The 24,487-nt window shown below is 52.4% G+C and carries 18 protein-coding genes; 6 read left to right on the top strand and 12 right to left on the bottom strand.

What is annotated here, in order from left to right; all coding sequences use genetic code 11:
• The first annotated feature begins 400 nt into the window (after positions 1–400).
• Positions 401–2,479 carry a serine/threonine protein kinase gene (locus JJD41_RS23640; RefSeq protein WP_200670312.1) on the top strand — a complete coding sequence of 693 codons (2,079 nt, stop codon included), beginning with the start codon at positions 401–403 and terminating at the stop codon, positions 2,477–2,479.
• On the opposite strand, the gene rsgA is transcribed toward JJD41_RS23640, so the two are convergent.
• The 5 genes from rsgA to grpE all read right to left on the bottom strand — a co-directional run bounded on the left by rsgA (position 2,465) and on the right by grpE (position 8,110).
• A complete protein-coding gene (gene rsgA, locus JJD41_RS23645) occupies positions 2,465–3,790 on the bottom strand; it encodes a small ribosomal subunit biogenesis GTPase RsgA (RefSeq protein ID WP_200670314.1) in 1,326 nt (441 codons plus the stop codon). The two genes, JJD41_RS23640 and rsgA, sit on opposite strands and share 15 nt — an antisense overlap.
• On the bottom strand, positions 3,787–4,056 hold the full coding sequence (locus JJD41_RS23650) for a sulfurtransferase TusA family protein (RefSeq protein WP_200670316.1): 270 nt from the start codon (positions 4,054–4,056) through the stop codon (positions 3,787–3,789). Before JJD41_RS23650 ends, rsgA begins: the two co-directional genes overlap by 4 nt.
• Positions 4,053–5,183 (bottom strand): molecular chaperone DnaJ, encoded by a 1,131-nt coding sequence (gene dnaJ, locus JJD41_RS23655; protein ID WP_200670318.1) that lies wholly within the window; start codon positions 5,181–5,183, stop codon positions 4,053–4,055. The genes JJD41_RS23650 and dnaJ overlap by 4 nt, the downstream gene beginning before the upstream one ends.
• 157 nt (positions 5,184–5,340) lie before the next feature.
• Positions 5,341–7,203, bottom strand: coding sequence for a molecular chaperone DnaK (gene dnaK / locus JJD41_RS23660; RefSeq protein WP_200670320.1), 1,863 nt, complete (start codon positions 7,201–7,203; stop codon positions 5,341–5,343).
• 145 nt (positions 7,204–7,348) lie between these two features.
• On the bottom strand, positions 7,349–8,110 hold the full coding sequence (gene grpE, locus JJD41_RS23665; RefSeq protein WP_200670322.1) for a nucleotide exchange factor GrpE: 762 nt from the start codon (positions 8,108–8,110) through the stop codon (positions 7,349–7,351).
• Positions 8,111–8,405: 295 nt separating this feature from the next.
• Between grpE and JJD41_RS23670 the strand changes: the two genes are divergently transcribed.
• Positions 8,406–9,149, top strand: a complete 744-nt coding sequence (locus JJD41_RS23670; RefSeq protein ID WP_200670324.1) for a DUF1995 family protein — start codon at positions 8,406–8,408, stop codon at positions 9,147–9,149.
• A 192-nt stretch (positions 9,150–9,341) separates the two neighbouring features.
• Positions 9,342–10,082: a metallophosphoesterase gene (locus JJD41_RS23675; protein WP_200670326.1), complete on the top strand. Its 741-nt coding sequence runs from the start codon at positions 9,342–9,344 to the stop codon at positions 10,080–10,082.
• A gap of 24 nt (positions 10,083–10,106) precedes the next feature.
• On the opposite strand, the gene JJD41_RS23680 is transcribed toward JJD41_RS23675, so the two are convergent.
• Both JJD41_RS23680 and JJD41_RS23685 read right to left on the bottom strand, forming a co-directional pair.
• Entirely contained in the window at positions 10,107–10,964 is an 858-nt protein-coding gene (locus JJD41_RS23680) for a M48 family metallopeptidase (RefSeq protein ID WP_200670328.1), read from the bottom strand.
• 44 nt (positions 10,965–11,008) lie between these two features.
• Positions 11,009–11,197 carry a hypothetical protein gene (locus tag JJD41_RS23685; RefSeq protein ID WP_200670330.1) on the bottom strand — a complete coding sequence of 63 codons (189 nt, stop codon included), beginning with the start codon at positions 11,195–11,197 and terminating at the stop codon, positions 11,009–11,011.
• Positions 11,198–12,985: 1,788 nt separating this feature from the next.
• Between JJD41_RS23685 and JJD41_RS23690 the strand changes: the two genes are divergently transcribed.
• Positions 12,986–13,846, top strand: coding sequence for a DUF1361 domain-containing protein (locus JJD41_RS23690; protein WP_200670332.1), 861 nt, complete (start codon positions 12,986–12,988; stop codon positions 13,844–13,846).
• 24 nt (positions 13,847–13,870) lie between these two features.
• On the opposite strand, the gene JJD41_RS23695 is transcribed toward JJD41_RS23690, so the two are convergent.
• Together JJD41_RS23695 and JJD41_RS23700 are read right to left on the bottom strand one after the other, a co-directional pair.
• Positions 13,871–16,363 (bottom strand): putative PEP-binding protein, encoded by a 2,493-nt coding sequence (locus JJD41_RS23695; protein WP_234489147.1) that lies wholly within the window; start codon positions 16,361–16,363, stop codon positions 13,871–13,873.
• Positions 16,364–16,409: 46 nt separating this feature from the next.
• Positions 16,410–16,571: a hypothetical protein gene (locus JJD41_RS23700; RefSeq protein WP_200670335.1), complete on the bottom strand. Its 162-nt coding sequence runs from the start codon at positions 16,569–16,571 to the stop codon at positions 16,410–16,412.
• Between the two features lie 155 nt (positions 16,572–16,726).
• Here JJD41_RS23700 and JJD41_RS23705 point away from each other — a divergent pair, with 155 nt between their 5' ends.
• On the top strand, positions 16,727–17,407 hold the full coding sequence (locus JJD41_RS23705; protein WP_200670337.1) for a ComF family protein: 681 nt from the start codon (positions 16,727–16,729) through the stop codon (positions 17,405–17,407).
• Positions 17,408–17,497: 90 nt separating this feature from the next.
• Here JJD41_RS23705 and rbsK read toward each other — a convergent pair whose 3' ends face one another.
• On the bottom strand, positions 17,498–18,442 hold the full coding sequence (gene rbsK, locus JJD41_RS23710) for a ribokinase (RefSeq protein WP_200670339.1): 945 nt from the start codon (positions 18,440–18,442) through the stop codon (positions 17,498–17,500).
• Between the two features lie 41 nt (positions 18,443–18,483).
• On the opposite strand from rbsK, the gene JJD41_RS23715 reads away from it, so the two are divergent.
• Positions 18,484–19,818: a cytochrome P450 gene (locus tag JJD41_RS23715; RefSeq protein WP_200670341.1), complete on the top strand. Its 1,335-nt coding sequence runs from the start codon at positions 18,484–18,486 to the stop codon at positions 19,816–19,818.
• Between the two features lie 123 nt (positions 19,819–19,941).
• Here JJD41_RS23715 and JJD41_RS23720 read toward each other — a convergent pair whose 3' ends face one another.
• Both JJD41_RS23720 and JJD41_RS23725 read right to left on the bottom strand, forming a co-directional pair.
• Positions 19,942–20,658: a biliverdin-producing heme oxygenase gene (locus tag JJD41_RS23720; protein WP_200670343.1), complete on the bottom strand. Its 717-nt coding sequence runs from the start codon at positions 20,656–20,658 to the stop codon at positions 19,942–19,944.
• A 428-nt stretch (positions 20,659–21,086) separates the two neighbouring features.
• Positions 21,087–24,464, bottom strand: coding sequence for a response regulator (locus JJD41_RS23725; protein ID WP_234489148.1), 3,378 nt, complete (start codon positions 24,462–24,464; stop codon positions 21,087–21,089).
• Positions 24,465–24,487: the final 23 nt, after the last annotated feature.

Below are 24,487 nucleotides of genomic sequence, written 5' to 3' on the forward strand. Positions count from 1 at the left end.
GGAAACCGCCTGTCAAGTCGGTCTGTCGGGGGTCGATGACCTAGATAAGTGGCGTGGGGCAGGAATACCCAATCGCGAGACTGGGAAGCCCGCGCTGTAATCTTTGATTCAGCGTCGGGAGGATGTCACTCTTTATCAAGGATCGGGTTTGAGAGATATTTCGATTTAGATTATATTTTTTCTAAAAATCTGGCAAATAAAATCTCACAAATCAAAAAACCGCAAGACCTTCGAGCCTTTTTCTAACAAAACCTCACTTCGGTTTGGCGAAAGAGGGTTAGTGTCTTCTGAATGTTCTCGGGGACATCCGGGCGGCTCTACGGAGTCCGGACTCCTTAATTTCCCCTTCTCCCGCGAAGATCCCACTACAATGATGACAACGGGCATCTTTGTAACTCCCATGAAGAATTTCCCAGACTTTACCGATGCGGGCTATCGAGTTATCCGCGAACTCGGCAACAATCGCCCTGGCGGTCGGGTGACGTATTTAGCCGTTGGCGATCGCAACGGGAACGAAAACCCTGCAAACTCTACCGATGCGAACGGCGAACCGGAAAGCGCAGACGAAGGAGAAACCTTTGTCGTTATCAAACAGTTTCAATTTGCCCAAAGCCATAGTACCTGGGCGCATTACGACGCTTTCGAGCGCGAAGTGCAGGTCTTGCAAGACTTGAATCATCCGGGGATTCCCCGCTATCTCGATTCGTTTCAAACCGCAGATGGATTGCATTTAGTCCAGGAATACAAACCAGCCGAATCGATCGCCGAACCGCGTCCCTGGATGCCCGTGCAAATTCAACAGGTCGCGGTCAGCTTATTGGATATTTTAGTTTATCTCCAGCAACGGCTTCCCCCTGTCATCCATCGGGATATTAAGCCGGAAAATGTTTTAGTAGACGACCATCTCAATGTTTATTTAGTCGATTTTGGCTTCGCTCATTTCGGACAGACGGAAGTGGCGGCGAGCAGTTTGGTCAAAGGAACCCTCGGCTTTATGCCTCCGGAACAGTTATTCAATCGGGAATTAACGAAGGCGTCGGATTTATATGGAGTTGGGGCGACGTTAATCTGTTTGCTGTCCAATACGCCTTCGGCGCAAATTGGGGAGTTAATTGACGAAAACTATCGGATTCACTTTCGATCGCGCCTTCGTAAAATTGGCGAGGCGTGGATCCAGTGGCTGGAACGGATGGTCGAACCGAAGCCGAAAGATCGTTTTCCGGATGCGGCGGCGGCGTTGGCGGCGGTTCGGGAGATCGCCATTACCCCCGTACCGCAAGCAGTCACGTCCCATCAGTGTATTAATTTACAATCGCGCGACTTCAACGAAACCCTCCGTCAGACGGTGGTCATTACCAATAGCGTCCCGGGAACCCGCTTGAACGGTCGCTGGGCGATCGCGAAACATCCGAGCGATCTCGTCTGGAAAGGGAAGGGTCACCCCTGGATTTCCGTCACTCCGGCGCGCTTTCGCGGGAATCGAGCCGAATGCACGATCGCGGTGAATACGACTCGACTGTTGGCGGGGGAAACTTACGAACGGGAGTTACTTTTACGCACGAACTCGTCCGCAGAACCGTATCGTCTGCCGTTACAGGTGCAAACGGCGCCGGAACTCCCCTTGAAACTGAGCGTTCCCTACTCCTGGTTGGCGGGGTTATTCGGTTTGGGAACGATCGGATTCTGGATGGGTCCGACCAACTTTGTAGCGCTGGCGATCGCCGATCCGATCTATTGGAGCCTCAGTTCGGGCTTCCTGTCGTTATTGTTGCTCTGGACTCTGGCAAAAGGGATCGTCACTTTGGCCAATCGCCCGCAAGCGGCCAGTGCGGGAGCCTGGGCGGGTAGTTTGGCGGGAATGGGGGTCGGCATCGTCATCGGGGCGATCTGCGAGTTTCGCGGGCTGCGTGGACTCCTCGGATGGATCGATGGAGCCTACATGGGAGCGACCCTCGGGATGTTGTTAGGCGCTTATGCGGCGATCGTCGCGGATTGGGGAACGGAACGCCAGACCGATGCGCGGAGTTCGGCGATCGTTCACAAGCTGGCAGGGGCTTTAGCGGGCGGCTTGGGCATGACCTGGCCGATTTTGCTGGCTTTTCGGGCTTTTGACACGTGGATCGCGTTCTCCCTACGCTTCGGCGTCGCCTTGCTCGCTGGGGCGGTGGCGGGATGCGCGATCGCGGTAACGGAAGCATCCCAACCCCCGCCCTCGCCGACGGAGTCGGCGCCCAAAAAAGGCTGGATGTTCGACACTTTAACCGAATCTCGGCGATCGGCGATCGGGGCGATCGGCTTGACGGTCGGTTTCGGGGCGGGGGTCGGTTTGGCGTTGCAAGAGGGGCTGACCCATCCGGGGATTCTCTTGTGGCTGGTGTTGACGGGGGCGGGATTGGCCAAGGTCTTGTATCCGTTGTGGCGGCGATCGCGCGTTGTACGGCGTTATCGCCAGTCGAAGCCCTTTTTAATTGAACCCTAACTCTTCGAGATCGTCTTCGCTGGGATCGTCGCCTAACTCGTTGTAGAGGTCTTGTAAGGTTTGATGCTGTACCCGGCGGGAGGTGCGGCGGTATTTTTTCGATTCGAGTTTGGGTTCGTATTCCTGGCGACCGGAGCGCTTCGTTTTTACTTTGAGGGTCGATTCGGGGTCGCTTTGTTGTTTTTTAGCATCGCGGTAGGCGATCGCCTCTTCGAGCAATTGAAGATAGTCTTCGTAGCGTTCCCAGTCTCCTCGGACGACGCAGTTCGGTTCGTCGCGATGCAGGCAATCGGCAAACTGGCACTGACCCCGGGCGAGGCGATCGCGCGCTTCGGGAAAGTAGCGAACCAGCTCGGCGGGGTCGCACCCGAGTTGCGGTCGGTTGAAACCGGGGGTATCGGCGAGCAGTCCGCCGTCGGGTAACTCGAACAGTTCCACGTGTCGGGTGGTATGGCGTCCCCGGGCGAGTTTTCCGGAAACGTCGCCCACGCGCAAATTCACCGACGGGATCAAGGCGTCGATCAAGCTCGATTTGCCGACGCCGGACGGTCCGGCGATCGCGGTCATTTCACCTTGCAGTTGGCGGCGGATGGCGTCGAGTCCTTCCCGGCGGGCGATACTGGCAAAGAGAACGGTATAGCCCCACCCTTGCAGGCGATCGCGCCAGCGTTCGAGGGTTTCGGGAGAGACTAAATCGATTTTGTTCAGGCACAAGGTGGTTTTGAGCCCGGTAGATTCGGCTTCGATCGCAAAGCGGGTCAGTTGATGCGGGTCGAGGCTGGGTTCTTCGACCGCAAACACGAGCAAGATCTGGCTGGCGTTGGCAATCGGCGGGCGATCGAGTTGGCTGCTGCGCTCGAATACGGCGGAAATCGCCCCGCGCCCCCCGGCCCAGTCCGGTTCTTCGACGACGACGCGATCGCCGACCATGACTTGCGCGCCGATCTTTTTGAGGCGCGCCCGTCGGGTACACAGTAGGGAGGTGACGCTCTCGGTTTCCCCCTGGGTCTGTGGTGTGGCATTCGCCCCCTCGTCGAGCTGCACTTTGTAATAATTTGCCTGTACGGCGACGACGGTCCCGGTCACTTCGATCTCGTCTGTCGGGGGTTCGTGCGCCTCTGCGCCCAGTCTCGGGGACGTCGGTTGTCGATGTTCGCCACCACTCCGGGGTTCGGCGGCTGCCCCCCGAGTTTCCGAGACAGGTGACGGTTTCGCTCTTGACAGAGTAACCTCTTTTATGCTAAAGAACGGGCGATCGGACTGGACGGGCGATCGGCCCCCTTTCACCGGATCCGGTCGGTTCTCACTCATGCGGCAGCCGTCGGTTTTCTCACCTGAAGGGCGAAAAAACCGGAGCGATCTTCGAGCTGTTCGATGCCGAAGCCGGACATCCGCAAGCTGTCGGGGACTTGTTCGATCGGTTCCCCCGCGTCTAACCAGACTTCAAGTAAGGCGCCGGGTTCCATTTGTTCCAGGCGCAATTTCGTCCGCACCAAATTAATCGGACAAGGGGTACCGCGCAGGTCGAGGGTGGCGTCCGGGCTGGCGATCGCCCGGGGATCTAACTCGTCGGTCACTTGTGGAAAAACCCTCCTAAGAATCCTTCCAAACCGCCTTTTCCGGTGCGATCGCCTTTAATCTTTGCCAGTTTTTCGAGCAATTCGCGCTCTTCCGCCGTCAATTTCGTGGGAATGTCGATGGCGATCGTAATTAAATGATCCCCTCGCATCACCGGATTGCCCAATTTGGGAACCCCTTTATTTTCCAAAGTCAACACCGTATTCGGTTGCGTTCCGGGCGGGATGGTCAACTCCGTCGGTCCATCGACGGTATTGACTTCGAGGCGACAGCCTAAAATGGCTTGCAGGTAGCTGATTTTGATTTCCGAGAGGATGTTGATGCCTTCGCGGCGGAATTCGGAATCTTCGTTGACGAACAGGTAGACGTACAAGTCTCCCGGCGGTCCGCCCCGTTGTCCCGCATCCCCTTCCGAGGACACCCGCAAGCGGGTTCCGTTATCGACCCCGGCGGGAACGGTAATTTTCAGTTTTTTCGTTTCTTGTTTTTGTCCCTGACCGCCACAGGTATCGCATTTCTCTTCGATGACCTGTCCGGTTCCGTTGCACGTGGGACAGACGGACACTTGGGTAAAGCTGCCAAAGGGGGTGCGCGTCGCCCGGCGCACTTGTCCGGCGCCGTTACAGGTGGAACAAGTGCGCGGGCGAGTTCCCGGTTTGGCTCCGGTTCCGCCGCAGGTATTGCAGGTTTCTAAGTGACCGATGCGGATTTCTTTCTCGCCACCGAAGATCGCTTCGCGGAAATCGAGCTTGAGGTCGAGGCGCAGGTCGTCGCCTCGGGTCGGACCGCCGCGCGATCGCCGTTGACCGCCGCCTCCGGCAAATCCCGTGAAGAAACTCTCGAAGATATCGGCGAAGCCCATATCCCCGAAGTCTCCAAATCCGGGACCTCCAGCTCCGGCGCCGGAACTGACCCCGGCTTCCCCAAAACGGTCGTAGCGCGCTCGCACTTCCGGTTCCGAGAGAACTTCGTAAGCGCGATTAATTTCTTTGAAGCGCTCCTCGGCGCCTTCCTCTTTATTGACGTCTGGGTGATATTTGCGGGCTAGTTTTCGATAAGCACGCTTAATCTCCTCTTTGTCCGCGTTGCGAGAGACACCAAGAATTTCGTAGTAGTCGCGGGCCATAGAGCGCTTCTAGTAGGAATAAAATACAATCAAGTCGGCGATAAAGGGACTCGTCGGATGACGAGTTATTGACGATCGCGAACCGGGATAAGTGAGAACGGCACTGCCGCGATCGCCGCTACAGGCGTCCTCCCGTCGGGCTATTCGCGGCCATTGCTCACTCGGAACTGCTAAACTCTTCTTCCGGTTCTTCTTCCTCTTCTTCCAAGTTGGACTGCTGGTAAACCGCAATGCCAACGGAGAATAAGGTTTCTTGGAAGGCAGTCATGCACTGTTTGAGTTCGTCGAGGGCAACCCCTTCCTTGGCGATCGCCGCTCTGAGCGTTTTAGCTTTTTCACTCAGCTCCGCCTTGAGGTCGTCGCCGAGCAGCTCGACGTTATCTTTTAAGGTCGCCTCATAATTATAGAATAGGGTATCAGCTTGGTTTTTGAGTTCGGCAATTTGTTTGAGATCGCGGTCTTGGTCGCCGTAGAGTTCGGCTTCCTCGCGCATCCGTTCGATTTCGGCTTCGCTCAGACCGCCCGTACTGGTAATTTTAATACTCTGTTCCCGTCCGGTTCCCTTGTCTTCTGCCGAAACGTGCAAGATGCCGTTGGCGTCGATCTCGAACGAGACTTCAATTTGCGGGACTCCGCGCGGTGCCGGGGGAATTTTGTCGAGCAGGAATTGCCCCAAACTTTTATTATCTTTCGCCATCGCCCGTTCCCCTTGCAGGACGTGGATTTCCACCGAACTCTGTCCGTCGGTCGCCGTGGAGAAGGTTTGGCCGCGGCTGGTGGGAATGGTGGTATTGCGTTCGATAATTTTGGTGAACACCCCCCCGAGGGTTTCGATCCCCAAGGATAACGGGGTAACGTCGAGCAGTAAGACATCGCGAACTTCGCCGCCGAGTACGCCGCCTTGAATCGCCGCGCCGATGGCAACCGCTTCGTCGGGATTGACCGATTGTTCCGGGGTTTTGCCGTCAAAGTAATCGACGATCGCCCGTTGCACGGCGGGAGTCCGAGTGGAACCGCCGATCAGGATAATGCGATCGATCTCCTCGGTACTGAGGTTGCTATCTTTGAGCGCTTGGCTGACGGGTTCCATCGTCTTGCGGATCAAGTCGCTGACGAGTTCTTCAAATTCGGGCCGGGTCAGGTCCATTTCTAAATGTTTCGGCCCGGTTTCGTCGGCACTGATAAACGGCAAGTTGATCGAGGTGACTTCGCGGCTGGACAGTTCGATTTTGGCTTTTTCTGCGGCTTCGCGAATGCGCTGCAAGGCCATTTTATCCACGGAGAGGTCTACCCCTTCCCGGACGCGAAACTGCTCGACCATCCAGTTGACCAGATGGGTATCGAAATCGTCGCCGCCGAGTTGGTTGTTCCCGGCGGTGGATTTGACTTCAAAGATGCCGTCGCCGAGTTGGAGGACGGAAACGTCGAAGGTGCCGCCTCCCAAGTCAAAGACGAGGATTTTTTCGTCGCGGTCTTGCTTGTCGAGTCCGTAGGAGAGGGCGGCGGCGGTCGGTTCGTTGATGATGCGGAGGACTTCGAGACCCGCGATCGTTCCGGCGTCTTTGGTGGCTTGACGTTGGGCGTCGGTGAAGTAGGCGGGAACCGTAATCACCGCTTGAGTGACTTGTTCGCCGAGATAGGTTTCCGCGTCCTGCTTGAGTTTTTGCAGGATCATCGCCGAAATTTCTTGAGGGGTGTAGGTGGTGCCGCGCACCCGAACGTCCACGGTGTCGTCTTTGCCTTTGACGCAGGTGTAGGGGGTGCGACTGCGTTCTTCTTTGGTATCGTCCCAACGACGACCGATAAAGCGCTTGATGCTGTAAACCGTGTTTTCCGCGTTGGTCACCGCCTGGCGCTTGGCTAGCTGTCCCACGAGGCGATCGCCGCCCTTGCCAAATCCAACAATACTCGGCGTGGTTCTCCCACCTTCTGAGTTGGTAATGACGACGGGTTGACCGCCTTCCAAGACAGCGACACAACTATTGGTGGTGCCTAGGTCAATACCGATGACTTTTCCCATAGTTAGCGGCGGTGAAGGTATCCGTAGGTATTCAGAAGCAGGGGGTCGATTGGCGAGGCCGCCGGGGGGTCTGGAGGCGAGGGACGGGCGATCGCACCTCCCTCGTTCCAGCTCCTGCAAATTCTAGGCTCGGCAATCTCGAAGCTTATTGTTCTTCGGTAGACTCCGGCGAATTTTCCTCTGAGGGTACCACGGGTTCCGGGGCGGCAGCAACTTTAACCATCGCGTGGCGCAACACGCGATCGCCGAGCATGTAACCCCGTCTGAACTCTTCCATCACCGTGCCTTCCTCATAGTCGGCAGTGGCTTCGCGCATGACCGCTTCGTGGAGATTGGGATCGAACGGTTCGCCTTTGGGGTACATCGCCGATACGCCGATGCGTTTGAGGCAATCGACCATTTGCTTGTAAACGCTCAGATAGCTTTTATGGATATTCATTTCCCCATCGTTCTGGGGTTTGATTTGTTCCTTCGCCCGCTCGAAGTTATCGACGACCGGAAGTAACTCGCGAATGGTCGCGCATTTGGCTTGGAGGTCGAGTTCTTCTTTTTCTTTTTGAGTGCGCTTGCGGAAATTGTCGAAGTCTGCCGCCAAGCGGGCATATTGACTTTTGAGGTCTTCGATTTGCGCGGTAAACGCTTGGTTCGCTAGAATCAGCGCTTCCATCGAGGCCATCTCTTCTACGGTTGCCGCACTCGGCGGCTCCGCAGAGGGAGGAACCTCCTCGCTCGAAGGGATTTCGGCTTCGGTGGTTCCGGGTTCGTTGGCAGGTTGTTGCTCTGCCTCGCCACCGGAGGCGATCGCCTCCTCTTGGGGTTCAGCCGAATCTGCTGCTGCGGCGGAACCGTCAGTGGCCTCATCCGGTTGACTTTGAGTGTTGTCTAGCTGCTTTTCTTCGTCTGTCATCTTCCCAGTCATCGCCGTCTTAACGGTTGCATTCCTTGGCTTGCGCGTTGACCGAAGCGAATCGATCTCGACGATCTCCGTTAGCGGGAGATAACCGCAGTTATCCTCTGGCAACGGATGTTCGCTGCAGTCTACTTTATCATTTTCACATCTCGATTGCTTGCTCGCCGGGGTGCAATTACACGGGTTCCCGGTTCGGATTCCTCGCTGCGGCAGGATTTGGCGCGATCGGCTAGGCTAAGTGTTCTCTATTTTGCAAAAATATGAAAGATTCCAAGCCTTAAATTCCCAACTCATGGTTCAACTCCCGAAGGATTTAGATGAAGCGGTCGCTCAAGCCCGCCAAGCGACCCAAGCCGCTCTCGAAGAGGGTTTACGGCGCGTACAGGTGGAATTGGTGATTCCGGAACTGAAAGCGCAACCGATCGCCGAACAGTTTATCCCCACTTTAGAGCCGTATTACGAACATTTAAAGGTGTATTTTCCCGATGCGGGGGCGGCGGCGCTGGCCCGTCGGGATTGGGGTGAAACGCCTTTCGTGGTTCGGGCGATCGGCGAAACTAAGGGCAAAATGCAACCGGAAGATCGGGCGTTTTTGTTTGTCGAACCGTCTTCGGTGGAAGTCAACGACGTTGAAAAGATGTGTCTGGAAGCGGGCGATCGCCCGGTGATTTTTCTGCTGCCACGGCTGGAAAATATCGCCACCATCGGCATCGGGATGGCGGGACGGGAACTGCGCGAACGCTTCCTCAATACGATCGAATCTTGTTATTACATCCGTCCGGGTCAAGGTTATGCCTTGTTCCGATGCTATCCCGGCCCGTGGCAAGTCTGGCTGGAAACGGAGGAGGATTACGAACTGCTCGCCGAAAGCCCTCAGAAGCCCGTCGGCGACGAACTCGACCGCATTTTAGAACGGGCTGGCGCTCCCGAGGACGACGGTAGCGAAGGCACTCCCTCAAGTTCGCGCGCGACGGCGCCGAAACAAGCCGGGTTGATGACGAATTTCAAACGCTTGTGGAAAGCGCTCACCCAGTGAAACTTCGGACCTACCGAAAGAGTCTGAGAATTAGGCTTTCACCCGTTTAAAGTTATCAATTGTTTTGAACTTGACCCCTTTATCCGGCTCGGGGCGATCGCCCGATATCGGGCGATCGCCCCCCGACTGCCACCCGAAACTTCCTAGAATAGAGTTTGAGGGACTGTCATCATTCACCAGGGAGCCAAGATCATGAGCGAACATACCCCCCGACGCATCATTATTGGTGACGTTCACGGCCATTACGACGGGCTGATGCTCCTCTTCGAGGCGATCGCCCCCAACAGCGACGATCGCATCTACTTTCTTGGCGACCTGATCGACCGAGGCAGTCAAAGCGCTCAAGTCATTAAATTCGTCCGCGACAACGGCTATTGTTCCCTGTTGGGCAATCACGAACAACTGCTCCTCGAAGCCTTTTGGGATGGCGAAGTCAACCGCAGCGCCCTCAATGCGTGGCTTTACAGTGGCGGACAGGCGACGGTCTCCAGCTACAAAGATGCCGCCAGCCTCCTCGATGACGTGGACTGGATGCGAACCTTACCCCTTTACCAAGATTTGGGCGATCTGTGGTTGGTGCACGCCGGAGTCCATCCCCTCTTACCGATTGACGAACAAGGTGCCGAGGATTTCTGTTGGATTCGCGGCCCGTTTCACTGCATCGAATCCCCTTATTTTCCCGATAAAACGATCGTCGTCGGCCATACGATCACGTTTACCTTTCCCGGCATCACCCCCGGCCAAATTGCGCGCGGTCACGGCTGGATGGATATCGACACCGGAGCCTACAATCCAAAAAGCGGCTGGCTGACAGCTTACGATGCTACCTACCAAACCGCTTATCAAGTTCATGTTTTTGAAAAACGAGTCCGCCGTTTGCCCCTCGAAGAAATCGTCAAAGATGTGGAACTGACCAAGCTGTTAGCCCACTAATCCCCCACCGATCGAGGGCATTGCTTACAGGAGGGGGCTGATATTGGCGCGATAAGCGCTGGAATTCAACCCGTCGCCGCGATCGAGCATTCCGGCAGGAACTTGCTGTTTGAGCTGGCTGATGCGGTTTTCTGGGGACGGGTGCGTGCTTAAAAAGCCCGGTACGGAGGAGCCGCCTTTATCCATCAGTTTTTGGAAGAAGGCAATTAACCCTGAAGGTGCGTAATTGGCAGCCATCACGGTTTCGAGTCCTCGCAGATCGGCTTCGTATTCGTGTTGTCGGCTGCGGGGCAGGCGCAAGGCGACTTCCAGCCCGATCCCGACCACGACGCTGCTATCGAGTCCGGCAGCATCGGCTAAGCCTCGGGCGACGATTTGCTCGCGCATTTGTTTGAGGGTGTGTTTTTCGGAAATATGGCCGATTTCGTGGGCGAGTACCCCGGCGACTTCGGCTTCGTTGGAGGCTTCTTGTAATAAGCCCGTGGTGATGTAGACGAAGCCGCCCATGGTCGCGTAAGCATTGATAACGTCATCGTCGATAATTTGGAAGGTGTAAGGAATGTCCGGGCGATCGCTCGCCGGAACTAAGCGCTGACCGATGGCGTTGATGTAGTCGTTGACTTGCTGGTTTCGATAGCGCTTGAACTGACCGGAACTTAAAAGCTGCTCGTTCATTTGTTTGCCGAGGTTCACTTCTTGTTCGTCGGACATGGTGGTAATTTGAATTACCTGAATGCCCGGAACGATCAGATCTCGCCAGTTTAAGGCGGTCGAAGGGTAACCGGAACCGACGACCAAACCGAGGGCGACGAATAACGCCGTTGCCGGATAAATCAAACGGCGATAGAATTTGCGTGATAACAAAAAATAAGGATTAGACATAAGAAATAGGCAAAACTCTAAACGACAATGGCAGTGAGGAAATTTCAGATCGATTGTTTGATGAGGGGAGATCGCCTTAGCTGACGTTCTCGATCTTGGGCGAACGAGATCTCAGAACGGCGGCGGCGATCGCTGTCTGATGAATTCTTACGTTCTAAGTGCTTAGACGTCAGTTCGATCGCGCAAGTTGCATCGGCGAGACCCCCTAAAATCGGACGGGGGACTGACTCCATTTTATCAAAAGACCTCTCTAGAATTATTCTGGTACGATCTTCTAATAAAAATAAAATGTATTGATAGGCAATTGAAAAGCTAAATTTTTTGACTTTTTATAAAAAAAATAAAACAACAAAATCACTGTTTTTTGAAAAATAATTATTAAAATTTTCTTCTAAAAATCCCGAAAAAGATAACCAACTTTAGAACAAAAAGAGGTCTTCTCTAGACTGAGTCTGATAAGTTTCCAAGAAAAGTCACAGGTTAATAAAACTCTTGTTCTCAAACGATAAAATTCTACACCAATCGAACGTTGTTACCCCATATGGTTTTCTTTTGCTTAACTTTATTTGCTGCTTAATCTCTTCTGCCACTCTATTGATTGTTTGGTTATCAAAATAAGCCCATATTCGATCTGTTTATAAGCTTATTTTTTGGCAAAGTTTAAAAAAATATAGATTTTCTCCGATCCTGCATTTTATAACATGCTTGATATCCTGTTATTCTGCCTTCAAAAATATTTTGTATTTGTTCTCTGATTTGATACATTGTCCTGAGTTATGGAGCGTCTTAATTTCTGACGGTTTAATCTTCTTTGTTATTGAGGTTTTCTATTTTCTTTTAAAAGGGGCATTGGCTATGCTTTATTGACACTAAATTTTAATCTCTCTTTTTTGTTTTTAATGTTATTGGCTTCTCTTTTTCCTTCTTTCTCCTTTCATCTAGCTCTCGATCGACGATCTGTTTAATTACAATGAAATCGGTCAGCTACTATTTATGAATTAGGCAAGCTTTCTTCGATGAGATTTTTATGCGAAATTCACAGGTTTATACTAATTTTTTCTATTATCTCTGGGATCTCAGATTTCAGAGATAATAAGTATTTGACGATTATTTTCTGGTTTTTTATAAAAATGCTATCTGTTTTCTGGCTTCCAAGTTAACCAAAATTTATAATTCTTTATTTTAGTCATGTTATTTCATCAATCTCTAACTTTTTTGGTTTTTACGGTTTCTCTTTCAAGAAATTTGACTCTAATTCTTTCGAGATGGTTTCTACTTCTTTGAGCCACATTGACTACATTTATTTATAATATTGGATTACTCGCGCTTGCTAATTTTAGGGTATTCTTCTTTTTTGATAAATCCAGTTTTTTACTAAAAGATTGATGATATTTTGAACATTTAGGCTGACGAAACCTTACCTGGAGAAAGACACAAGAATCAATTTTAATTTATTGCTAGATTTTCTAACCTAGACCCATGATTTTGGTGAATTGTATGGTTGTTATTACCGCCATGAAGAAATTTATATTATTGAGATTTAGTTTGAATGTCGATGATGATTTTGTCTTTGGAAATTCAATAATAATGAATGACTTTAAAATTCTCAAGATTAATAAATTTCGGAATAAAATTAAGGAACAAATTAGATGGGATTTTATCGATCCTCTAATTTCGAGTGCAAGATTTGCATTTTATTTTTACAAAAAATGGATCTAACCTTTTAAAATCAAGGAATTCGGGGGTTCTATATTGAAAAGCGATCCGAAAAATATCATTTTCATGTGTTATGTTAACATAAGCAGGAAGAAGCCTAAATTTTTCCTTTTTTTATCTCCAAGCTCAATTGTTTGTGGTGTACTCATCTAGCCCGCGCCACGGTCTAGGGGGAACCAGAGGCGGCGCACGAGGCGATCGCCCTACCATCTGGACGCGATCGCCGGTTTGAACATGCTATAACATAACCAACTTTAATTAGACCGCTACGACAAATTAGCATTTCAACTCATCTCTATTCGCCGATGAAAGAATTACTCATTTCTTGGTTGACTGTTGCTGGCGATGCGTTGCAAAATAACAGTCGGTTCATGACCTGGAATTTGTTTTTAGCCTTAGTTCCATTAGGGCTGAGTTTCTGGCTGTTTTACCAACCGCGATCGCTGTGGTTGCGTTGGGGGGTACCGCTTCTGATTGGTGCTACCTTTTTGCCCAATAGCTTACGGGTCGCCGAACACGGGCTGTTTCTCTTGCGAGATCTCGGCACGAATTATTTACTCTGGACTGCATTATTTACGACGGTGTTAATGGCTTTGGAAATCGGGCGGTTGCAAAGGGGTCAGGGGCGATCGCACGTATTGTTTTGGTGGATTGGATTTGCTACGTTTATCGCCTTTTTACCGAATGCACCGTATGTTTTAACCGATGTCATTCATTTAATCGAAGATATTCGCCAAGGCTATTCGGTTTGGATTATTACCCTCGCCTTAATTCCGCAATATCTGGTGTTTACGATTCTCGGTTTTCAAGCCTATGTTTTATCTCTGATGAATTTGGGACGCTATTTAAAGCGCAATGGCTGGGGAAATTGGATCGCGATCGCGGAAATCATTATTCACGGGTTATCGGCGATCGGGATTTATATCGGACGCTTTCAACGCTTTAATAGTTGGGATATCGTCACCAATCCCGATGTTTTAGTCACCCGTGTCATGACCGAATTAGTGGGCAAACGTCCGGTTTTGGTGATGGTCGTCACCGTTGTCGTCATTACTGTTTTGTATTGGATTTGCAAGCAACTGACCCTAGGGATCGTTTCTTTGCAGGCGCTAGAAGCTAGCAAAAACAGTGCGGCACCGCTTTATAAGCCCCAGGAGTCGGAATAATTCAGATCGTCAATCGGGCCTCTTCTAAATTTGAGTCGGGGGAATCTGTTGACGGGCGGCGTCGATCGCGAGGCGCCGTTCGGCCCGGGCGATCGCGCGGTAGGTCGATTCGATCGCGTCGGGTTCGACGGAAATCGAATCGATGCCCCAGCGCACCAACTCGTCTACGATCTCGGGGTGGCGTGCGGGCGCCAAGCCGCAAATCGAGCAAGGAATCCCCGCTTGTTTGGCTTGCGAAACCAACTGATAAATCGCCCGTTTGACTGCTTTGTGGCGGGCGTCGAAAGCTGCCGCCATTTGCGGGTGTTCGCGATCGGCGGCGAGCAGTAATTGGGTCAAATCGTTGGTTCCGATCGAAATCCCCTGGACGCCCGCACGGACGTATTCGGGGACGAGAAAGATCGACGAGGGAACTTCCGCCATAATCCACAGTTGAAAATCGTTGCCGTCGTAGAGTCCGGCGCGTTTGACCCGGCGACGACAGAAAACGAACTCTTCGACGGAGCGCACGAAGGGTAACATCAAATGAATGTTGCGCTGTCCCTGTTGTCGCAGGCGTGCCAGAGTTTCTAATTCTAAATCAAATAACGCCGGATCGATTAAATAGCTAAAGGCACCGTGGACGCCCAAGGTTTCGCTCTCCCCTTGGGTGGCGGCGCCGTTGTCTAAATAGGGCGGGGAAAGGGTGGATGCGGGAACGGGTTTGGGGGCGCTTTGGCGCGATCGCAGGTCGAGAGAACGGTAAAAAATTGGTCGCGGATAAAACAATTCGGCTAATTGAGTCAGATAATTGGCGATTTTGTCGAAGGTTTCGATCCCGACGGCGCGATCGCGGGATAATTCCCAACTCGGCATTTGCGATAACTCGCACGCTAACAGTTCCGATCGCACCAAGCCGACGCCATCGACGGGCAAGCGGGCCAGTTGTTCGACCCGGCGCCCGTAACCGAGATTGACGAGCATTTTGGTGCTGTTCGGTACCAGTTCTTCAAACACGGACAAGCCGCGATCGCTGGCATAAACTAAACTTTCCAGCCGAGAATTGGATAAATTCGGGGGCGGATCGTCCGTGGGGTCTGGCGACGGTTGGGGCTGTCGGCTGACGGCGCCGCGATCTCCGTCTACGAGTAAGAATTCCCCATGGGTAATGGCGCGAGTGACGTTGGGGACGCCGACGACGGCGGGAATTCCCAATTCTCGGGCGACGATCGCCGCGTGGCTGGCGATCCCGCCGCGTTCGGTGACAATCGCCGCCGCTTGGCTGACGGCGGCGCAGTTTTCTGGGGCGATCGCCTCGGTGACTAAAATATGGCCGGGAGGGATGCTGTCGTGAGTGGCGCGATCGCCATCCCACAGGTAAGCCGGGGCGATCGCCCGACCGGAAGCGGCCCCTATTCCTTGCCAGCTTTGGGTTGGCTCGTTCGCCGCCCCGTTGTCTGCGGGGGCTGGCGACGGTTGTGCGGCGATCGGCGCTTCTGGGAGTTGAGAGGCGTCTGCACGATCGGCTCGACTCAGATAAAATTGGCTCGAACCCTTTTCCCGAGCGGGATAGAGCAACCATTGGGCGAGAAAGTAATCCCCCAGTTGCTCGCGCAGTTGTTGGCTGAGGCGGATTGCGCCTTGCAATTGACTCGGATCGAGGACGGAGCGATCGCGTTGGCGATCGGTGAGAGGACGCTCGATCTCGACGATCTCTATTTTCCCTTGGCCGTCGCGTTCGGCTCCGGGGGTTTGGGGTTCGAGTTCGTAGGCGATGCGGTGGCGACCGGGTTGACGATCGCGGATCTGAGCGGTTTCGGGATCGACGAGATCGCGATCGCCGAATACGTCGTCGCGTCCGAGGGCGATTCCCAACCCCCAGGTGCTTTCAATTTGCCACTGTTGCGGACTCGCGGCGATCGTTCCGGAGGCGATCGGGTTGTCTGCGCTTTGCACGAGGATGGCTAAATCTAAGGACTGGAGTGGGATTCCGGCGCGCTGCCAGTAAAACAAATTGCGGGCGCGAAATAACTCGGCCCAGGTCTGGAGGATCCCCCGGGCGATCGCCTCCGGTTGCACGGGGCTGTAGTAGCTATCGAGCAAACTTGACGCTTTTAACGCCAAGGCGCCACTGTCACAATCGCCGTGGACGTGCAGGGACGGGGAAAGCTTGACCGTGGGGCTGCCGAGGGTGGCGATCGCCTCGACCCAGCGATCGAGCCAGGTTGCGGGGAGCTCGGCGGCGAGCAGTTCTCCTCGGATATGGCGGGCGATCGCCTGGAGTTGACGGGGATCTTCGAGATTGAGATGCAAGGAAGAATTGAGCAATTCGGCAAATAAGGGCTCTACCCAGTCGTAAGCTTCTAAAAACTCCCGTAAGCTTCGCGCCGAAATCACCAATCCCGGCAGTACGGGCAATCCTTGCCGCGCGAGGTGGCCGAGAGCGTAAGCGGTTTCCCCGACGATCTGCCGTTGTGCTTGCTCGATACACTCCAGCGTGTAGAGGGGATTGTCGATCGTGTCCGAACGGAACATCATACTTATATTAATTTGCGCGTATACAAATGGTTTTTAATCTGAAAGCTTAACCCTTTGGTGGCCGATCGCCTCCGGTGCGGCTACTGCCTTCAATCGAGCGATCGTCTCGTTTCCCGACCCCCCCGAACGGACGGCGATCGCTTTTGGAATGGATGGCGATCGCAGTTTTAGCAACTCCCGCAAACAGTCGTTCGTTGCTTGGTTTCAACGAAAACCGCTAAATTTAAGATAAACAATTTCAAGATTAAAAACTTAAAGAAAATATAAAAAAATCATAGCATAGAGACAATTAATGCTTTTAGGGATCGGGTCGAGTTCGTGGGAAAATAGGGTAAGTGTTCGGAAGCAGGAGATCGACAGATCGTGAGTGGTTGGCAACGGGGATGGCGGGCGATTCTCGATTTATTTCTCAAATCAAACTGTCCCCTGTGCGATCGCCCGACGCCGAATGTGTTATGTCACCAGTGCGATCGCCAGTTGCAGCGCGCCCAGTTTCCCCGATCGCAACAATACCGACGGCAAAATCCGCCCTTATTCGTCTGGGGAGAATACGGCGGCACCCTCAAACGGGCGATCGCCGCCTTTAAGTACGAAGATCGTCCCCAACTGGCGCGTCCCCTCGGTCACGCGATCGCCGAATCTTGGCTCGATTCCCCGTTAGTCCCGGGCGATCGTCTCACCGTCGTTCCGATTCCCTTGCACCCGGAAAAACTGAAAGCACGGGGATTTAACCAAGCCGAACTGCTCGCCCGTCACTTTTGCGACTTGACCGGATTGCCTTTACAAGCCCACGGATTGAGCCGCCAGCGCCAAACCCAAGCCCTTTTCGGTCTCTCCCCGGAACGGCGACAAGCGGAACTCGCGGGGGCTCTCAGTCTCGGTAAAGACTTTCAACGCCAACCCCCCCCGGCAGGGGTGTTATTATTTGACGATATTTATACTTCTGGCAGTACCTGCCGCGAGGCGATCCGGGTACTGGCAAAATACGGCATTCGGACGAGTGGGATAGTGGCGATCGCGAGCAGTCGCAGAAAGGGGGTTTAGAGTTTAGAGTTTAAATTGAGGAAAGGGCGGGCCTTACCGGGTTTTGCTCTCGGCAGTTGCCTTTTGAGTTTTCTACTGCCTAATTCTTTCCTAACGTTTCCTCAAAAAAGCTTCCAAGGTGGGGCGATCGGGTAACGAGGGCTGGGCGCCTGCTTTGGTGGCGGACAAGGCCCCTGCGGCTGCACCGTAAATTAAGGTATCTTTCAACGAGAAACTCCGGACGATCGCCGCCGCGATCGCCCCATTGAAAGCATCCCCTGCCGCCACCGTGTCCACCGCCTCCACCGGGAACGCGGGGATCGCGATCGCCTCGTCTTCCCGACAGCAAACCACTCCTTTCGCCCCTAACTTGACGATCGCCCGACCGACACCGCGACGGCATAACTCCATTGCCGCTTGCCGTGCAGTTTCCAGGTCGTGTACCCGAATTCCCGTCAATTGGCTGGCTTCGGTTTCGTTAGGGGTAATCCACTCCAGCAAAGGATAAAGGCTGTCCGGTAAATCCGATCGCGCCGGGGCCGGATCGAGAATCACCGTCACCCCCGCTTGTTTCGCCCGCCTCGCCGCCGCTTCTACCGCCGCTAGGGGGATTTCCAGTTGCAATAGCAGCACTTTCGCCGTCGGTAAAACTTCGGCGAGGCGATCCACGTCGGTTTCGTCCACCCGTCCGTTGGCCCCGGGAATGACGGCGATCGTGTTTTCGCCGCTCTGTTCCACGGTAATCATGGCAACGCCGGAACCGATCGCCGGATCTTTGAGGAGGCGATCGGTTTGTACCTCCGCACTTTGTAGACTTTCCACCAGAATCTCGGCAAAATTATCGCCGCCGACCCGCCCGACGATCGCCGTCGAAACCCCCAATCGGGCGGCGGCAACGGCTTGATTGGCCCCTTTTCCGCCGGGAACCATCGAGAAGCGATCGCCCGTTATCGTTTCTCCCGGTTGCGGTAGGCGGGGGGTCGTGGCGACCAGATCGAGATTGAGACTGCCGAAAACGAGGCATTCTGGGTTAATACTGGAGTGTTGCGGATCCATTCTCAATTTGCGATTTGTCAAGTCCACCACCAGTAAATCCTATGACGACGACCGAAACCACCCCCTCCAAACCGTTACCGCCGGGAAATTTAGGATTGCCGTGGGTCGGGGAAACTTTATCGTTTTTGCGCGATCGCGACTTCTCTAGCAAGCGCCACCATCGCTACGGATCGATCTTCAAAAGTCATATTTTCGGCAAGCCGACGGTGTTTATTTATAGTGCGGATGCCAATCAATATATTTTTACTCACGAACATCAACATTTTGTCGCCACCTGGCCGCACAGTACCCGAACTTTGCTCGGTCCGGCCTCTTTGGCGACCAATAGCGGCGCATTTCATCAAGGACGGCGGCGCTTGATGTTCCAAGCGTTTCAACCGAGGGCGCTGGCGAGTTACGTTCCCACAATGGAACGGATTACCCGCGAATATTTACAAAAGTGGGCGCGCATGGGAACCCTGACCTGGTACCCGGAACTGCGAAATTATACTTTCGACGTGGCGAGTACGTTGCTGGTGGGAACCGATGGCGGTTCGCAAACGCGCTTGGCTCACTTGTTCGAGCAGTGGTGTGAGGGATTGTTCAGTTTGCCGATTTCCTTGCCGTGGACGCGCTTCGGCAAAGCGTTAAAGGCGCGGGACGGAATGCTCGAACAGATCGAGGCGATCGTCGAGAAGCGCTTGGCGGCGGAAGATCCGGGGAATGATGCCTTGGGGATTTTAATTCAGGCGCGCGATGAGGAAGGCAACGGCTTGAGTTTGGACGAACTCAAAGATCAGGTGTTGTTATTGCTATTTGCCGGACACGAGACGCTCACATCGGCGATCGCCTCGTTTTGTAAGTTAATGGCACAACATCCTGCAGTGCGCGATCGCGTGCGCCAAGAACAAGACCGTTGGGGAGAAATCCCGGAACTGGCGATCGACGATCTCAAACAAATGACCTATTTAGAGCAAGTTTTAAAAGAAGTTTTGCGTTTCGTTCCCCCGGTCGGCGGCGGTTTTCGAGAATGTATCGAGCCGTGCGAATTTCAAGGCTATTCCATTCCGAAAAATTGGCTCGTTCTCTATCAAATTGGTCGCACCCACTACGATGCGTCCATTTACCCAAATCCCGAAACATTCGACCCCGATCGCTTTTCCCCCGAACGAGAACAAGAACGCAAACAATTATTCGGTTACATTCCTTTTGGCGGCGGTTTGCGCGAATGTTTGGGGAAAGAGTTTGCCAAGTTAGAAATGCGGATTTTTGGAGCGTTATTATGCCGCGATTACGATTGGGAACTTTTACCGGATCAAGATTTAGAATTGGTGGCGGTTCCGACGCCCCACCCTCGGGATGGATTGAAGGTGAGCATCATTCCTCGGGGGGTCTAGGAAGAGTCGGGATTGCTGTAAAAAACTGCTAAATGCCAAAAATCTCGGCGATCGACGATTTCCAGTCAACAGCAAGGCTGAAAGCAAATCGCAGATCGTCGAGATTTGGCGCGAGATCCGGCATTATTCGGCAGTCGCCAATTCCGTGCTGCCGCGTCCGCGACGGCGAGTGAGGGTATTGAACAACATCTGACCGATCGCCTTAATCAAACTGCCTTCGAGTTCTTTGAACAGGTTCATGTTCAACCCAAATGCATCGTTGGCTTCCTCGACAATGCGATCGGCGGTCGCTTCATCGATATCGAGGTCGTTCATCGCCTGACGGTACTTGTTTTTAAATCCTTTTTCGTCAGAAATCTCCTCGAACTCGTAGAAGGCGGTCCCTTCGCCATCTTGGAGATTCATCGCTCGTTGGGCAATTCCTTTGAGGATTTGACCGCCGGAGAGATCGCCGAGATAGCGGGTGTAGGAATGGGCTACTAAGAATTCCGGCGCCGTTTCCGACACTTCCCGAATCCGTTGGACGTAAGCTTTTCCAGCTTCCGAGGGCGCCACTTGCTCGCGCCAGTTGTTGCCGTAGTAGTACGCCAAATCACTCTCCAAACTCGTCTTGCGGTTGAGCTCGGGGAAGTAGATTTTAGATACAATCGGATGGTCTTTGTGACGTTCCATTTCTTCTTCCATCGCCGTGTAGACGAAGTAGAGATTCGTCACCAGATTCCGGTAAGAGGTTTTCTCGACAGTTCCTTTTAAAAAGCACTTGATAAATCCCACGTTTTCTGCCATGGTGTGGGATTTTTTCGTACCTTCGCGCAATTTGGTTGCTAAATTACTACTCATTCGGTTTCTTAGAGTTACGAACTTTAAACGAACGGCGGTGGTTCTCTTAGGGGTCGAAGAGAGCCTAAAAACAGATCTCCACTAATTTGTTACCTTAGACCGATTTGATGAGAATTTTCATTAAGAATTTTAAAGATTGCCACATTTGGGGAACGAGGAGGGAAATTTTAGATTTTAGATTTTTAGATGTGAAATTGGAAAAGTACAGTTTTATAAGGGTTTGGCAAGTTTTAGATGATGCAATGATTCCCTAAAATATCGGGGGAGGCGATCGCGCGACCCCCGCCTGCGAAGGGGTTGGGGAGACAAGAGCGCGTGCATCTCGTCTCGACCTGCACCGTTCTCACTTCATCCTCATCCTGGAAACGGGACGGCGAGCAGATGCTCGAGGGTGCAGTGATTTGAGAACGAATAGCTCGAGGTGGGACTTACATTTTCTCGCTCAACATTTCTACGGCGTCCCACTCGTCCGAAAATCCTTGTTCGCGATATTGTTGACAGCGTTTGATATAGAGGGAAGCGGCTTTATCTTGGGGATTAATCCCTAAAACTTCGCGAAACATTGCCTCAGCTTCTTCTAGATTTTGCGCTTCGTAAAGTAAACGAGCTTGCTCGAAAATATGGCGAGTTTCTAGCTTCAAACGGCGAAGTTCCGGCGGGTCGCCATCGAAAACCTCGAACACGGAAACCGATTGGGTTTTTCCTTTAACTTGAACCTTCCCTAAAAAGCGAGTGTTGTACTGATTGGGATTGGGAAGACGATCGCGCATTTGGCCGCTAATAATAATCGAGGCTCCATAAAGCTTTGTCAAGCCTTCCAAACGAGAAGCGAGATTGACTGCATCGGAGATCACCGTACTTTCCATGCGTTCGTGTTCGCCGATGGTTCCTAACATCAAGCTTCCCATGTGTAAGCCAATCCCGATCGCGATCGCCGGACGATGATGCTGCTCGCGTTCGTGATTGTAGTTTACCACGGCTTCTTGCATGGCGATCGCCGCTTGAATGGCATCTTCCGGGGTGTTGGGAAATAACGCCATCACCGCATCGCCAATATATTTATCGATAAACCCTTGATGTTGGCGAATCACCGGACCGACGCGACTTAAATACTCGTTGAGGAAATCAAAATTCTCCTTCGGGGTCATTCCTTCCGAAAGGGTCGTAAACGAACGAATATCGGAAAATAACACCGTCATTTCTTTCAACACTTGATCGCCGAGTTGGACGTTGACGATACTTTCTTTTTCTAAAAATTGGAGAAACTCGTGAGGGACAAAGCGACCGTAAGCGAGATTAATTTTCGCTAATTGAATGTGGGTTTTAATCCGAGCGAGGAGTTCGTTTTTAGAAACAGGTTTCGCTAAATAATCGTTAGCGCCGACATTCAATCCCGCGACCAGATCGGACACTTGATTTTTAGCGGTCAACATCACGACTGGGAGTTGGGTGGCGGCAAATTTTTCGCGGATTTTCTGGCAGACTTCATAACCGGTCATCCGAGGCATCATGACATCGAGAACGATTAAATCCGGTTTAAAGCCTTCCTCGATAATAGCCAAGGCGTCCGGTCCGTTTGTCGCTTGAGTGACCGAGTAATGTTGTAGGGATAAATGATTGACTAAAACTTGTAAATTGACGGGTTCGTCATCGACAATTAAGATTTTGAAATCTCCAGAACCATTACTGGTAATTTTAGCGCTTCCATTGCTCGATCCACTGGCATTAACGATCGCGCCGTTGCCATTTTCGCCCCAACTGCTAGTGGTTTCTGCTAATTTAGCAACAGTTGCTCGATAGGTTCCCCAGGTTTCTGACGGAGCGGTAGCCGTTTCGTTAGAAATAGGCAAGGTAAACGTAAATTGCGAGCCTTTACCGAGTTCCGTGCTGACGGCGATCGCCCCGCCGTGGAGTTCGACGAGTTGCTTGGTCACGGCCAATCCCAATCCCGCACCGCCGTACTGTCTGCCTGTGGAGCCGTCGCCTTGCTCGAAGGATTCAAAGATGCGATCGCGGTGTTCCGGACGGATGCCGATTCCGGTATCGGCGATCGTGACTGCCAAAAATTGCGTTGATTCTGCATTATATTCTTCCTCGGGAGCGATCGCCCTGGCCGAAATTTCCACCACTCCGGTTTCGGTGAATTTAATCGCATTTCCCACTAAATTATAAAGAATCTGTTGCACGCGATTCTCATCGGCCAAAACCGGGGGTAAATCGGCATCGATCGAATTAATTAACTCCAGAGATTTTTTGCCGACCAACGGCTGACAAATGGTTAAAACGACGGCGACCATTTCCCTCATGCCGATCGGTGTGAGGTGGAGGTCGATATTTTTATGTTTGAGTTTAGCAAAGTCGAGAATATCGTCAATTAAATGAGCCAAGCGACGACCGCTTGCGGCGATCATGGATAAGTTGGTCATTTGGGTTTTACTCAGTTGTCCCGCCGCCGCGTCGATGGTGGATTCGGCTAAGCCAATAATGCCGTTGAGTGGAGTTCGCAATTCGTGGGAAGTATTGGCCAAAAACTCGTCTTTGAGTTTGTCCATTTCTTGCAAGGCGGCATTTTTGGCTTCTAATTCCTGGGAGTAGGCTTGTAAGCGGCGGTTGGCTTCGTTCAAACGGCGTTCTAAAATCAGTTCGAGGAAGATGATAAAAACGAACATCCCCCAGTAGTAGAGGGCTTTATCGCCGGGAATAAGTTTGAATTCGAGCAGAATATCGCGAATGGCAAATAAAGCCATTACGAGAAAACCTGCGGTGAATAATTTAGCTTCGATGCTGCCTTTGGCGGCAACTTTGAAGCTGGTAAAAATCAGGACGGACATACTGGCGATCGCCAATAAGTAAAAGATATTGCGCGTGATTTCCCACTCGACTAAGCCGATAGATGTCAGGAGGAACGCAACCCCGGCGTAAACGGCGTGTAACTGCCACATTCGCCGGACGATCGAGCGATGTCCCGATCCAAAAATGACCTCGAAAAATAAATAGGGACCGATGGGGATTAAATAGAAGGCGATCGATCGCAGGGTATATAAAACTTGATGGTGGGGGAAAAGCAGAAAAATAATTTGTGTGTGGGTTAAGACGTGAATGCCGATACACAAAGCCGACAAACCGAAGGAAAAATAAGCAATTTGTTCGTTTTTATTTTTAATCGAGGCGATCGTACAAAAAAGACCGCCGACGACGAAGAAAAAGCCCAAAACCACGCGATCGAGTTCGCGATTGATCAAGCGCGCAATTAAATCTTTATTGGATCCGACGACAACTCCACCGTAACCGCCGACTAACAAGCGGTTGAGATCGGTCATATCGACGCGGAAAATGAAGCGATCGCCTTGGGTGTTCGTCGGTAAAGGAACGATCGGCCAATAATATTCGAGGATCTTAACTTCTCCGGAGCGATCGAAATCGGTGAAGCGCTCGATCGCGCGATCGTCGAGATAAAACATTAAAATATTGGGCACCCCGCGCAAATCAATACTGGGATTTTTCCACAGTAAAGGTGGCGCATCGACACGCAACCACAGGCGATCGACTCCCGGCGGTTTTGTCAGGGTTCCCGGGACTTCTAAAGGGTGCCACGCTTCCTTATCCGCCTCCGATTGCGTCCAAAGCGGCGTCCCGGTTTCGTCGATGGGAGAATCCCCCCAACGATATTCCCAACCGCGATCGAGCAAGACGGGTTCGTTACCTGTCGTGTCTAAATAGGGTTGGGTCTCGCCAGGAAGCGCCAGCACCACTGATGTTAAAACGGCGATCGCAAATAAGAGCACATAGGCTCCACGAGAGCGCATCCAAGGCAAAATATTGCTCATGG

Source organism: Oxynema mangrovii CENA135, assembly GCF_016632315.1.
Taxonomy (GTDB): Bacteria; Cyanobacteriota; Cyanobacteriia; order Cyanobacteriales; family Laspinemataceae; genus Oxynema; species Oxynema aestuarii.

Coding starts and splice junctions, on each gene's coding strand:
- JJD41_RS23640 (WP_200670312.1), top strand. CDS start 401: ATGAAGAATTTCCCAGACTTTACCGATGCGGGCTATCGAGTTATCCGC.
- rsgA (WP_200670314.1), bottom strand. CDS start 3,790: ATGAGTGAGAACCGACCGGATCCGGTGAAAGGGGGCCGATCGCCCGTC.
- dnaJ (WP_200670318.1), bottom strand. CDS start 5,183: ATGGCCCGCGACTACTACGAAATTCTTGGTGTCTCTCGCAACGCGGAC.
- dnaK (WP_200670320.1), bottom strand. CDS start 7,203: ATGGGAAAAGTCATCGGTATTGACCTAGGCACCACCAATAGTTGTGTC.
- grpE (WP_200670322.1), bottom strand. CDS start 8,110: ATGACAGACGAAGAAAAGCAGCTAGACAACACTCAAAGTCAACCGGAT.
- JJD41_RS23670 (WP_200670324.1), top strand. CDS start 8,406: ATGGTTCAACTCCCGAAGGATTTAGATGAAGCGGTCGCTCAAGCCCGC.
- JJD41_RS23675 (WP_200670326.1), top strand. CDS start 9,342: ATGAGCGAACATACCCCCCGACGCATCATTATTGGTGACGTTCACGGC.
- JJD41_RS23680 (WP_200670328.1), bottom strand. CDS start 10,964: ATGTCTAATCCTTATTTTTTGTTATCACGCAAATTCTATCGCCGTTTG.
- JJD41_RS23685 (WP_200670330.1), bottom strand. CDS start 11,197: ATGGAGTCAGTCCCCCGTCCGATTTTAGGGGGTCTCGCCGATGCAACT.
- JJD41_RS23690 (WP_200670332.1), top strand. CDS start 12,986: ATGAAAGAATTACTCATTTCTTGGTTGACTGTTGCTGGCGATGCGTTG.
- JJD41_RS23695 (WP_234489147.1), bottom strand. CDS start 16,363: ATGATGTTCCGTTCGGACACGATCGACAATCCCCTCTACACGCTGGAG.
- rbsK (WP_200670339.1), bottom strand. CDS start 18,442: ATGGATCCGCAACACTCCAGTATTAACCCAGAATGCCTCGTTTTCGGC.
- JJD41_RS23715 (WP_200670341.1), top strand. CDS start 18,484: ATGACGACGACCGAAACCACCCCCTCCAAACCGTTACCGCCGGGAAAT.
- JJD41_RS23720 (WP_200670343.1), bottom strand. CDS start 20,658: ATGAGTAGTAATTTAGCAACCAAATTGCGCGAAGGTACGAAAAAATCC.
- JJD41_RS23725 (WP_234489148.1), bottom strand. CDS start 24,464: ATGCGCTCTCGTGGAGCCTATGTGCTCTTATTTGCGATCGCCGTTTTA.